This window comes from Spirosoma agri (genome assembly GCF_010747415.1).
GTDB classification, from domain to species: Bacteria; Bacteroidota; Bacteroidia; order Cytophagales; family Spirosomataceae; genus Spirosoma; species Spirosoma agri.
Genome location: NZ_JAAGNZ010000002.1, coordinates 541613 through 555443, shown reverse-complemented (window position 1 = coordinate 555443; position 13831 = coordinate 541613). Strand labels below are relative to the sequence as shown.

Sequence of the window (13831 nt, the reverse complement as noted above, 5' to 3'; positions counted from 1 at the left end):
TTTTCCTGGGAACATTCCCAATTTAAATTGGGAATGTTCCCAGGAAAATAAGTAAAGTTTTTCTTGACATAAGGCATTTCCTGCCGGAAATTCAATCAATTCGTGGTCAAACAGCTCATTTAAGCGCATACACCCTCTTTTATCTTCAGTTAGTTGCCAGAAAGCGAATCGACGACCTGAAGACCAAAAATTAAACTATTCCTATAATTACCCTTATGAAAAAAAGAATACGTTTCGTAGTATGCCTTGTCCTTACAACCCTAACATCGGTCGCGGTTGTGTTAGCGCAGAGCAGTACTGTCAGTGGACGCGTAACGGGGGCAGACGGTAGTGCCTTACCGGGTGTCAGCGTTATTCTGAAAAACACCCAGCGGGGTACAACCACCAACGCAGATGGTCAGTATTCGTTACCCAACGTACCGACCTCATCGGCAGTCCTTACCTTTTCGTTTATTGGTTATGTTTCGCAGGACATCACGGTAGGCAACCGCACCGTCATTGACCTGACGCTTCAGTCCGACGACCGGTCGCTAAACGAAGTGGTTGTGGTTGGGTACGGAACCCAGCGTAAGATTGAAACCACGGGTGCCATTGCTTCGGTAAAGTCCACGGACCTGGTACAGACGCCGGTGGCCAACGTGGCGCAGGGTCTTCAGGCGCGGGTGGCGGGGGTACAGGTCAGCCAGAATACCGGCGCTCCGGGTGGTAACATCAGCGTCCGGATTCGGGGTACGAACTCGATCAATGGAAACTCTGAACCGCTGTATGTAGTCGATGGGATTCAGATTTCCAATAGCGGTGGCATCAATGACGTCAGCCCGCTGTCAACGATCAATCCGAACGATATTGAGTCGGTCGAAATCCTGAAAGATGCTTCCGCGTCGGCAATTTACGGATCACGGGCGGCCAACGGCGTCGTACTGATCACGACCAAGCGGGGCAAAACGGGGGCTACCCGCGTAACGGTCGAGAGCTACTATGGCGTTCAAAAAGTAAACAAGACACTACCGGTTCTGAATGCGGCTCAATTTGGCCAACTGGAAAATGAGGTGTTCAAAAACAATTACTACCCCGATCCGGCATCCCTGGGCGAAGGTACAAATTGGCAAAGCCTCATTTTCCGTCAGGCACCCATCCAAAACCACCAGTTGTCGATCAACGGCGGAACCGAAAAAACCCAGGTGGCCCTTTCGGCTAATTACTTTAATCAGGACGGCATTATTATCAATTCGGCCTTTAAGCGCTATTCGTACCGGCTGAATGTTGACCATCGAGTGAGTGATCGGATCAAAATAGGCACCAGCATTTTGGGCAGTTACGCCATCAACTCGGGAATCACAACCGGTTCTGAAGCGATCGGCGACGCACCCGTCGTGACGAATTCCATCCTCGGCGCGGCCATTGGGGCACCACCAACACTGGTCCCCTACCGGGCGGATGGCTCGCTCTTCCCCTTCGGCGAGCAGGCCGGTGGTCAATATCGGGAAGTTACCAATCCGCTTAACTTCGCCAGCGTCCTGAACCGGAACGCCATCAAACGAACGCTCATCAATCTCTACGCCGATTTCACCATTCTGAAAGGGCTAACGTACCGGGCCTCGTTCAATACGGATCTGCAAAGCAGCCTGCGCGATGGCTATTCGCCCCGCTCGATCGTCAACCGGTCCGATTTGAACGACAATTCGGGTTCAGGATTTAAAATAAATAACAATGGACTGGCGCTACTGCACGAAAGCATCTTGACGTACAGCACTCTGTTCGCCAAGCACCATTCGGTCAAAGCAACGGCTGTAGTCGCTTCTCAGTCGGAGGCCTATGACTCCAATCAAATCAACGCCAATGGTTTCCCGAACGATGCTACCCAGAACGAAGCCCTGCAACTGGCCCTGAACCGTACGGTTTCCAGCAGCCGGAACCGTACCCGCCTGGATTCGTACCTGGCCCGGATCAATTACGGCTACAAAGACAAGTATTTTCTGGATTTGACCGCCCGGATCGATGGCTCAAGCAAGTTCGGCGCAAACCGCAAGTATGGCTTGTTCCCCGCCGTTTCCGCAGCTTGGCGGATCATTGAGGAGCCGTTTGTCAAGAATGTTTCCTGGCTTTCAGATTTAAAACTACGCGGTAGCTACGGTATTACCGGAAATGCGGGTGGTCTCAACCCATACCAATCGCTGGCAACGGTGGCGGCTTTGGGGAGTGACTACAATATCAACCACGCCTACATAACCGGTATCAATCCATCGGGCATCGCCAACCCCGATCTGCGCTGGGAAAAATCGGCCCAGGCTGACATCGGCCTTGACATTGGTCTGTTTAACAACCGCATTAGCTTCATTATCGATGCCTACCAAAAGACGACGAAAGATCTATTGTACGTAAAAGGGCTGCCGTTGAGTTCGGGGTATAGCACGATTACCGGCAATTTTGCCTCATTGCAAAACAAGGGGCTGGAATTCGCCGTGAACGCCCGAGTTCTGGATGGTCCGCTGAAGTGGAACGTGTCCGGCAATCTGACTATGAACCGCAATAAGGTACTGGATCTGGATGGAGGGACCACGCAGGAGCGGTTTATCACGACCTATTCGATCTTGGGCATTGGCCAGCCGCTGGGCGTCTTTAAAACCTACGTTTTCGACGGCATCAACCAGACGGGCGAATCAATCCTACCCGGCTACGACGGTCGTTTGGGTGGTTTGAAAGTGAAAGACATTAACGGCGATGGTGTCATTTCGGCGGCTGACCAGGTAATTACCGGCAACCCGAATCCGGCGTTTATTTATGGCTTTTCAACCAATCTGTCGTTCAAAGGATTTGACCTAAACCTGTTTCTGTCGGGCTCTCAGGGCAACGACATTTACAACGCGAGCCGGCTTTCGTTCGAAATGCCCTTAGGACAACGGAACCAGTTGGCAGGGCTTGCCAATCGCTGGTCGGCCACCAATCCAAGCAATCAGTACGTGAGTGGTTTCCAGGCGGGTCGTCTGCCCATAACCAGCCAGGTGGTTGAAGACGGCTCGTACCTGCGCTGCAAGAACCTGACGCTGGGTTATACGCTGCCACGAATCAAAGGACTTCAGCAAGTTCGCGTGTATGTGAGCACCAACAACCTGTTCACGATCACGAACTACAGCGGTTTCGACCCGGAAGTGAACACCTACGCCGGATCAAACACCGCCATTGGTATCGACAATCTCGTGTATCCACAAGCCAAATCATTCCTGGGTGGTCTTCAGGTAACCTTTTAATTGAGTGAAAGAGTGATTGAGTGAACGAGCGGCTGGCTATCAGCACAAAATGCGTCGATCACTCTTTATCCGATGGGACAAATCGCTCTTTCGCTCATGCACTCTTTCGCTCTTTAAGCAAATGAAAAAAATACTCATTCCTATACTCCTCGCCGTCGGTCTGACTGCCTGCGAACTGGACGAGACCATCTACTCATCCATCTACACCGAAGCGTTTTACAAAACCGCAGCCGATGCCGAAAAAGGACTCATCGCGGCCTACGATCCATTTGCGGATATGTACAACGGTCCGGCCGGTACCTTGATCGCTGATTTTAGCGACGATCAGACTTACCCACGCGGAGTCGTAGGCCGTAACACGCTGACGCTCTTCACCTACGATGTCAATTACACGACGCAGAAGAGTAACTCCCGTATCTACGAATCTCCGCAGCAAATCTGGATATCCGGTTACGACGGCATCGAAAAAGCCAACTGGATCATTGCCAAAGTTCCGGCAGCTGTGATGGACGAGACCCGCAAAAAGCAGATCATCGGCGAAGCTTATTACCTACGGGCGTTCTATCTCTGGATGCTCACCAAAAACTTCGGCGACGTACCCATCAAGACCACCCCCAGCTATTCGCAGGCCGACGCTATCGTTGGCAAAAGCAGCAAAGCCGATGTATACAAACAGATTTATGCCGATCTAGACATGGCTCTGGCAGCCGGCTTGCCGTCGTACCCGGCGGTCGATAAAGGTCGTCCGGCCAAAGAAGTGGCGAATGCGCTTTATGCGAAAGCGGCTTTGTACAACGAGGACTGGCAAAAAGCGCTCGAAAAAGCGCAGGCGGTCATCACGTCGGGCAAATACGCGCTGATGTCAGACGTCCGCAACGTGTATAAATACGATCAGGAAGATGCGGCCCGCGTCGAAAACATGTGGGCGTATGAAGTCGATCCGATTTCGCCGGGTCGGTCGCACCAGTTGACGGGTCTGTGTGGCCCACCCGCCAGCGCCGGACCCGAATACGGCAGAACGACGTTCGGGTCAATGTTCGCCTATCAGTCCTTTTACAATTCGTTTAACCCGCAGGATAAGCGCCGGTTGCTGCTCGACACAACTTATGTGGACAAAAATGGCAAAACCATTCCGCAACGGAGCGTGACGCCTATCACGACCGACGGCGTACTGATCAAGAAATACCAGGATCCCATTTCGACGCAGAATCTGATTCCGAACATTCCGATTCTACGACTGGCCGATATGTACCTGATCGCTGCCGAAGCCGAAGGCCGCCTGAACGGAGCTACCCCTTTGGCCTACGGCTATATTAACACCGTTCGGAAGCGGGCCGGACTGACGGACTTACCAACGGGCCTGTCGAAAGATGCGTTTGTCGATGCCGTTATTCAGGAACGGGCGTGGGAGTTTTTTGCCGAAGGCGACCGCTGGTATGACCTCACCCGCACGGGCAAATTCCTGACGGTCATTCCCAAAGCGGTCAACGCCGTTTATCCAGTCCGCAACGTAACGGCGAAGAACAAATACTTCCCCATCCCACAGGACGAGCTAAACGCAAATCCGAAACTTGACCAAAATTCGGCCTGGAAGTAAAGTTGCTGTAGGCCCTCTCCCATTTTGGACGGTCCGTCGTTGCGGGGGAGAGGGTTGGGGCGGTGAGGAGAACCTCCCTTCCTGTTGGCGATAACAAAAACCGAAGAAAATAGCTTTGACAACCGCTATGAAGATCAGATCCTTAACCGCTGTTTATCTATTGACAGCCTGCACTTTGTTCGGGGCCATATCGGTAAACGCGCAAACGACTTCACCGCACCTAACCAACGGTCGGATTCGCCTTGTCTGGGCCAAAACGGCTCGTGGCTTCGAGGAAAAACAGCTTCAGATCCGTAAAGGTGACCGCTGGCAAAACGTAGGCATACCATCCGGTGAAACGACATTGCTTTACGCAGCCGAAAAACCTAATGAGAAGCCCGATACGACGTTTAAGGATCGTACGGGCACCGTTTTCCCCGGCGAAAAATACCATTACCAGCAGGTTCAATGGGCGGAAAGCACCAATCCCGTTTCGCTCAACACCGCCGGGAAAGCCATTCATTTTTTTCCGCAGAAAGCCGAGCAGCGAACGAAGAACACGGTTGTTTTTAGTCAGGAAACCGACGTCGCTACGATTGTTTCGGAATGGACGCTGGACCCAACGTTCGCGTCTGACATCATCGTCAACCAGACGATTACGCCGAAAAAGGCTGGTTATTTCTCACTCGCCAGCCCGACGCTTGCCACTATTTCAACGCAGGATATGTCCTGGGCAACGGTACCGGGCTATTTTCAGGGCAACAAAATTCAGCCCAACTTCGCGCTGGCCTACGCCTATGGGCACGGCATCCCCTCGCTGCCGGTCATCTATCGCGAACGGTGTGCCAGTACGCTTTCGCCGATGGTGAGCACCAAGAATGGGGTTACACTTTCCGTTATTCCCGAACCGGGTTTGGCGCGTGATCCGTGGGCGACTGATAAAATCACGCAAACGGACTGGAACGTCGGCCTGTCGCATATGAACCGCAAAGCCCAGTTGTCACCAACGCTCTATTATCCAGTGTTGGGTGAACCGAAATCGCGGTTGCAGTCGGGTGAGTCCATCAGTTATAGCTTCCGTTACAGTCTCACCGATGGCGATTGGTTTAAAGCGCTCAACCACGCGGTCTATGACATCTACCAGTTCAAGGAATCCGTGGCCTTGCGGCAGAGCAAACAATCGCTGACCGACCGCATCACGAAAATGCACCACTACCTGACCGATCCGAAAACGTCCTTGTGGAACATCGAAGAGTTCGACGGCAAAAAGATAGGAGCACAGTCCTACCTGGGCGGAGTTGTCGGATCGAACAAAGACGCGATGAAGAATTCTGACTACGGAGCCATGTGGATGCTGGCCACAGCTACCAGCGATTCGTTGCTAACGAAAAATGTTCTTCCCTACGCCGAGAATTTCAAGCTGGCTCAGCAGGAAACGGGTAACAGCTTTTTCAAGGGCGCGCCCGAAGGCCAATATTATCTGGCAAAAGCCCATAAGTTCGTTGAAGAATGGGGCGAAGTCGTCGAACCGATTGGGCTGACGTACTATACGATGCTCGACATTGGCAATATGCTGTTATTCGAGCCAGCGAACACCGAGCTAAAAGAACGCTTGCGGCTTGGTGCTGACCGGCTCCTGACCTGGCAGAAACCGGACGGTCATTGGGCCGTTGCGTATGATCGTCACTCAGAACAGGAAATTTTCAACGACATTCAGGATCTCAGACCAACGTTCTACGGCCTGATTGTGGCGTACCGTGTTTTGAACGATCCAAAATACCTCGCTGCCGCCCGCAAAGGGGCTGACTGGCTCATCAAAAACGCCGTTGAGACGGGGAGTTTTTTGGGCGTCTGTGGAGATGCCCGGTATGCGCCTGACTTCGCTACCGGTCAATCGGCGCAGGCCTTTCTGGATTTGTATGATCTGACCAGCGACGCCCGCTACAAAGAAGCAGCAATCACAGCGGCCAAAATTTATACCACCTCGATTTATACCCATCCCATTGCCAGCCATCAACTTAAAACCGTCAATGGAATGCAGCGCGAAGATTGGGAGATCAGCCAAACGGGGTTAAGCTTCGAACACGGCGGTATTTTTGGTTCGGCAACCCGCCACGGTCCCATTCAATTGTGCAGCCACGCCGGTCTGTTTATTCGGATGTACGGGTTGACCAGGGAACCAATTTTTGCGGACATGGCCCGTTCGGGCGCTATCGGACGCGATGCCTTCGTCGATCCCAAAACCAGCGTTGCCTCGTACTACTGGCAGGCCATGAACAAAGGATCCGGACCGTATCCGCACCATGCCTGGTGGCAAATCGGCTGGCTCACCGACTACCTGATGGCCGAAGCAGAGCTACGCTCCGGTGGCAAAGTGACCTTTCCCCGTGGCTTTGTGACGCCCAAGGTAGGACCTCACCAAACGTACGGGTTCGCACCGGGAACAGTGAACGGCGAAAAAGCGAATCTGGTCATTGACGAGAACGCCGTCCAGATCAATAACCCGTCGATCGATTACCTGCTGGCTAAATCCGTGAATGGTAGAAAGTTGTTTGTTATCTTGTTAAACAACCGGGCACAGTCCTCTGATTGTCAACTAACTACTAAAAGCAAAAAAGCTATCTCGAAGCAATTGCCCGCCTTTGGGATCGACGTCGTTACCATTAAAGACAACGATTTATAATCGCTAATTTACCTACTCTTGAACACAACCATTGATACCGCCGTCATCGTCCTGTTCTCTGCCTTTGTGCTGGGAATCGGCATGCTCTTTGCCCGGACGGGACGTAATCTGAAATCGTTTTTTGCGGGTGGCGAGGCCGTACCCTGGTTCATTGGTGGCCTGTCGCTGTTCATGAGCTTCTTCTCCGCCGGAACGTTCGTAGCCTGGGGATCGATTGCGTACAAATACGGCTGGGTCGCCATCACGATTCAATGGACTATGTGCATTGGTGCATTGGTTACGGGCCTGTACCTTGCCCCGCGCTGGAAAGCGGCTGGCGCGTTGACGGCGGCTGAGTTCATTCGCGAACGACTTGGCTTAACGGTTCAGAAAGTATACATTTTCATTTTTACGCTGGTCAGCGTTTTCATCAAAGGATCAGTGCTGTATCCGGTTGCCAAGCTGGTTAGTTCGTCGCTCAATCTGCCGCTGGTTCCCTGCACCATTGGGCTGGGTCTGTTCATGATCGCTTATACCGCCGTGGGTGGCTTATGGGCCGTGATGGTCACGGATATTCTGCAATTTGTGGTCTTATCGGCGGCTGTGTTCATTCTGTTACCGCTATCACTGGATCGGGTCGGTGGCTTCGACGGGTTTACAAAAGCAGTGCCGGACGACTTTTTCAATCTGCTCAACGGCGAGTACACCATTGGCTTCGTCCTGGCGTTTGTCCTCTATCACATTGCGTACATTGGCGGCAACTGGACATTCGTGCAACGTTACACCAGCGTAGACAGTCCCAAATCAGCGCGAAAAGTGGCGTTTCTGTTCGCGGGTCTTTACCTCATCAGTCCGATCATTTGGATGATGCCGCCCATGATCTACAAAGCCATCAATCCGGGGCTGGTAGGACTGGACACGGAGAACGCCTATCTGAAAATATGCCAGCTCGTGTTGCCGCCCGGCCTGCTGGGCCTGATGCTGACCGGTATGTATTTTTCCACCTCGGCCAGCGCCAACACCGCGCTGAATGTCGTATCCGCCGTTTTTACGAACGATATTTACAAAGGACTGATCAACCCCGCTGCTTCTGACAGACAACTGATTCGGGTGGCTCGTGGCTCGTCGTGGGTATTCGGGCTGGGCATGATCGGCATTGCGTTGCTGGTTCCGGCGGCAGGCGGCATCGTTGAAGTTGTGTTGAGTATTTCGGCTATTTCGGGCGGACCATTGCTGGCTCCTCCCCTTTGGGCGCTGTTTTCCAAACGCCTGACCAGCCGCGCTACGCTCTGGATCACGGGCATTGGCCTGTCAGTCAATCTATTCGCCAAAATTCTTTTACCGATTCTTTTCGATTATAAGCTGACGCGTGCCTGGGAAACGGCGATTGGCATGGGCATACCGCTATTGCTGCTGCTCGGCTATGAGCTTTGGGCACGCTCGCAGGGTCGAATGGCCGATGCCTATTACCGCTATCTGGTGGCCCGGCAGCAGAAGCGGGATGATGCACAGACAGTTAACGCGCAAACCGAACTGGCGATCGAAGCCGTTGAAGTCAAAAAACAAAATCGGTTCGGTCTACAGGTCATTGCCGGATCGCTGGTTTTCACGGCCGTGATGCTGTTCGGGTTAAGTTTCCTGACAACCACGGGCGCAGGCATCACCGCAACCATCGCAGGGGTCGTTTTACTGGCGGCCCTAATTCCCTGGCGGGCATCGCGCGTCGTTGCTACGGCTCCAATTAACACACCTGTTAACGAACAAATCACCGAATGATAGGAACCAACGTACCACGGACTTTAGTCCGTGTCCATCAACTCACGCGTGCCATACGGACCAACGTTCGTGTAACATTAACAGCACTTAGTTGCGTGTACAGCCTGATTTTGCTAACTGGCCTGAGCGGTTCAGTACAGGCCCAATATTCCATTCGCGATCCGAAAGCCATTCCGCTGCATGGTGAATGGCGGTTCGCGCTCGATCCGGTTGGCGTTGGCGAAGCGGAAGAATGGTTTAGTACAAAAATACCGACCAACGGCTGGGATAAGGTCAACGTCCCGCATTGCTTTTCGGTCGATCCGCGGTATCAGTTTTACACAGGTACAACCTGGTACCGGCGTACGTTTACCTGGCAACCAACTGCCAAAAAACGCGTGCTGCTGCATATTGATGGCGCTTACTATACGACCGTCGTATGGCTCAACGGTAAAAAAGTCACGTCGCACGAGGGGGGCTACACGCCGTTCAGCGTTGACGTGACGGACTTCTTAACTGGCGACACGGAAAATAATCTGGCGATTTCGGTCAATAATAACACCTGGCTACCGGGCAGTATTCCGGGGGCCAAAGACAATGGTCGGCCAAATGATCCGTTTCCCGGCTGGATGAACTACGGAGGATTGGTTCGTCCGGTTTACTTAACCGTGGAGCCGGATGTGTACGTAGAGAATCTGAAAGTAGAAGCCACTCCCGATCTGAACCCCGGATCACGGGCGAAAGGTAGCGCCGTCGTAACGGTCAAAACCCGCATCCGGAACGCATCCGGTCAGGCCGTTACCCCATCCATTCAGTACCAGATCAGACAGGGAGCGAAAACGCTGATGCTAAAGTGGAAGAACAGCACTGGTGCTATCGGTCCTAATCAAACGGCCATTCTGGAAGCCGAAACGACTCTTAAGGCGGCTGATGTGGCCCTTTGGCGTGTTGATCAGCCAACGCTTTATGCGATACAGGTTGTTGCAGGAGTCGACACAACAACGACGAACTTCGGTATTCGGAAGGTTGAAGTTCGAAACGCGCAGCTGCTCCTGAATGGTCAGCCCATCAAAGTGGCGGGTGGTAACCGCGTAGTCGATTATCCGGGTCTGGGATCAATGGAACCCGACTGGCTTATCGAGAAAGATCTGCGGCTGATGAAAGAAGCGGGGATGGAATTTCACCGCCTGACGCATTACACGCCCAGCGAAGCCGTTTACGACTGGGCCGACCGCAACGGCATGTTGATCATTTCGGAAGCGGGTAACTGGCAACTGACGCAAAAGCAGATGGATAATGACACCATTCGCCGAAAGTTCCAGCAGCAGTTCCGCGAAATGGCCGAGCGCGACTGGAGTCACCCCAGCATCATTGCCTACAGCGTCGGGAACGAATATCTGTCGGAAACGCCCTCCGGTCAACGGTGGACGAAAGACATGATCGCCTTCGCCCGCACCCTCGATCCTACCCGACTTTATACGTTCGCGTCCATGCGGCTGAATATTCTCCCCAAAAAACCGGAGGATGAAGCGAGCCAGTACTGCGATTTTGTCTCGACGAATACGTACGGAAACCATGCCAAAGCGCTGGATCATATTCACCAGCTCTACCCGGATAAGCCCATTCTGATCAGCGAATGGGGACGTCGGGCCGATACCGAAACGGGCGAAGCCGGGCAGATTGCCGATGTTGAGAACGTAGTTCGGGAGATTCGGAAGCGGCCCTACGTCATTGGTGCGTCGTGGTGGTCATTCAACGATTACCAAAGCCGCCATCAGGGGACCAACCCGAACGGCTATCGTCCGTGGGGTCTGGTCGGACCTGAGCGTGGCAAACGGCCTGCGTATGCGACTTACCAGCGCGAGATGGCACCCGTAACTATCGAGAAAACGAGTTGGAAACCCGGTCCGGAAGGTGTTCACTCGCTTATTCTTCAGGTCACGGCCCGAGCGGATTTCCCCGCCTATACCCTACAGAACTACACGCTCAACATCAACGGTGTACATACAAGCACGCTCGCCCTTCAACCGGGCCAGCGCATCGATCTCACGATTCCGGTTCGTGGCTTCGATAAGACCCTTACTGTAGCCGTTGTGAAACCGACGGGCTTTACTATTCTTACGCAAACGATTGATCTAACGAATGATACGCGAACAAGCAACCGATAAACGAACCTTAAAAACCATCCGACACGATGCCGATCTGATTGTAGTAGGCGGAGGCTTATCGGGTGTATGTTGCGCGATCACAGCAGCTCGGGCTGGCATTCGCGTGCTGCTGGTGCAGGATCGTCCCGTGCTGGGCGGCAACGCATCAAGTGAAGTACGGCTGTGGGTACTGGGCGCTACGTCGCACATGGGTAACAACAACCGCTGGGCGCGGGAAGGTGGTGTCATTGACGAAGTGTTACTCGAAAACTGGTATCGTAATCCCGAAGGCAATCCACTGATTTTCGACACGATTCTCCTCGAAAAAGTCATTGGTGAGGCCAACATCACCCTTCTATTGAACACCGCCGTGTATGAAGTAGAGAAATCATCGCCTGACACGATCAGTAGCGTGAAAGCGTTTTGCAGTCAGAACAGCACGATGTACGATCTGGTAGCACCCCTGTTTTGCGATGCGTCCGGCGACGGAATCGTAGGCTTTCAGGCTGGTGCTGCCTTCCGGATGGGTGCCGAATCAGCGGAAGAATTTGGTGAAAAATTCGCCCCTTCGGCTGAATACGGTGAGTTACTGGGGCATTCGCTTTATTTCTACACAAAAGATACGGGTCGGCCGGTTCGCTTCGTTCCGCCGGCCTACGCGCTGGATGACATTACCAAAATCCCCCGGTACCGTCGGTTCAATGCGCAGGAGTACGGCTGCCAATTGTGGTGGATCGAATATGGGGGGCGGTTGGACACCGTTCACGACACGGAACGGATCAAATGGGAGTTGTGGAAAGTGGTATACGGCGTCTGGAATCACATCAAAAATTCGGGTCAGTTTCCCGAAGCCGACACGCTCACGCTCGAATGGGTCGGCCACATACCCGGCAAACGTGAAAGCCGTCGGTTCGAGGGTGACTACATTCTCTGCCAGCAGGATATTGTGGAGCAGCGCGAATATGCGGATGCGGTCGCGTTTGGTGGCTGGAGCATCGATTTACACCCCGCTGATGGCGTATTTAGCGAAAAACCCGGCTGCAACCAATGGCACAGCAAGGGTATTTACCAGATTCCGTACCGGTGCCTGTATTCCCGAAACATTAGCAATTTGTTCCTAGCGGGCCGTATCATTTCGGCCTCCCACGTCGCGTTCGGTTCCTCGCGGGTGATGGGTACCAGTGCTTATGTCGGTCAGGCCGTGGGTATGGCGGCCGCCCTCTGCACCCGCGACGGGTTGAAACCACGCGACCTATCCGTAGAGACCGCACCGGCGGACCGGCAATCCCTTGCGTCTCATGTGCGTCAGCAAATACCATCCGGTCAGAAGACGCAAGGGATTGCCGGTCCGCCGGTGCGGTCTCTACAGCAGGAACTACTAAAAATCGGGCATCACATACCCGGACTTAAACTACTGGACAATAATGACTTGGCGCAACAGGCGCAGGTATCTGCTTCCAGCGAGTTGATGTTGACCAGTTTGCCGCCTGACGGGCCGCTGGTTCCGCTACTACAATCGGCTGCTCAGATGCTGCCCCTCTCAGCCGGTCCGGTTCCCAAACTAACGGCTTACGTGACGGCTGATCAGGATACAACGCTGGTTGTGGAACTGCGCAAAAGTAATAAACCGGGCAACCATACGCCGGATGTAACACTACACACGTTGACCATTCCGCTGCGCAAAGGGAAGCAGGAAATCCCGTTAGCGTTTGACACCCAACTTGATCAGACGGAATATGTATTCGTTACGTTCCTGAAGAATGACGCTGTTCGTTTGCAGTACAGCCAGTTGAGAGCAACGGGTGTTTTATCGGTGTTCAACAAGACCAATCCGGCGGTATCAAACTACGGAAAACAGGAACCAACCGACGACATCGGCGTCGATACGTTTGAGTTTTGGTGCCCCGAACGACGACCCAAAGGTCACAACATCACACTGACTATTGAGCCGGGCATTCGCTTGTTCGAAGCCAAGAACGTCCGCAATGGTATCCAGCGTCCCACCAACCAACCGAACGCCTGGGTGGCCTCCCCGACCGATACAGACCCGACAATCACGCTCCACTGGGCAGAAAAGAAGAAAATCAGGCGCGTCGAATTGTTTTTCGATACGGATTTCGACCACCCGCTCGAATCGGTGATCATGATTCATCCCGAAACGGCCTCCCCGTTCTGCGTTCGGGAGTATGTACTTTGCAACGACCAGAACGAACGAATTTTTCACCAAACCGAAAACCACCAGAGCCGGAACACGATCCGCTTTGATCAGCCCCTCGCTACCAGTAGCCTAACCATTCATCTAAAAGCCATGAATGGAGCAGCTCCGGCTGCGCTGATGGAGGTTCGGGTTTATGCGTGATTGCTGTGGTAAAGTATATGTCAGATCAAGTAGCGAGTTGGGTACATTGGTGGTTAACGTAAGCAAGCTCGATCACCAATGTAC

The 13831-nt window shown here is 53.2% G+C and carries 6 protein-coding genes; all 6 read left to right on the top strand.

The features are described 5' to 3' along the window. The first annotated feature begins 215 nt into the window (after window positions 1–215). The 6 genes from GK091_RS19020 to GK091_RS18995 all read left to right on the top strand — a co-directional run bounded on the left by GK091_RS19020 (window position 216) and on the right by GK091_RS18995 (window position 13747). A complete protein-coding gene (locus tag GK091_RS19020; RefSeq protein WP_164041476.1) occupies window positions 216–3248 on the top strand; it encodes a SusC/RagA family TonB-linked outer membrane protein in 3033 nt (1010 codons plus the stop codon). A gap of 121 nt (window positions 3249–3369) precedes the next feature. Further along, window positions 3370–4845 (top strand): RagB/SusD family nutrient uptake outer membrane protein, encoded by a 1476-nt coding sequence (locus GK091_RS19015; protein ID WP_164041475.1) that lies wholly within the window; start codon window positions 3370–3372, stop codon window positions 4843–4845. A 127-nt stretch (window positions 4846–4972) separates the two neighbouring features. Further along, on the top strand, window positions 4973–7507 hold the full coding sequence (locus GK091_RS19010) for a glycoside hydrolase family protein (RefSeq protein WP_164041474.1): 2535 nt from the start codon (window positions 4973–4975) through the stop codon (window positions 7505–7507). Between the two features lie 18 nt (window positions 7508–7525). After that, on the top strand, window positions 7526–9262 hold the full coding sequence (locus GK091_RS19005) for a sodium:solute symporter family protein (protein WP_164041473.1): 1737 nt from the start codon (window positions 7526–7528) through the stop codon (window positions 9260–9262). 95 nt (window positions 9263–9357) lie between these two features. Then, window positions 9358–11409, top strand: a complete 2052-nt coding sequence (locus GK091_RS19000; protein WP_317166325.1) for a glycoside hydrolase family 2 protein — start codon at window positions 9358–9360, stop codon at window positions 11407–11409. Beyond that, entirely contained in the window at window positions 11384–13747 is a 2364-nt protein-coding gene (locus GK091_RS18995) for an FAD-dependent oxidoreductase (RefSeq protein WP_164041471.1), read from the top strand. Before GK091_RS19000 ends, GK091_RS18995 begins: the two co-directional genes overlap by 26 nt. The last annotated feature ends 84 nt before the right edge of the window (window positions 13748–13831 follow it).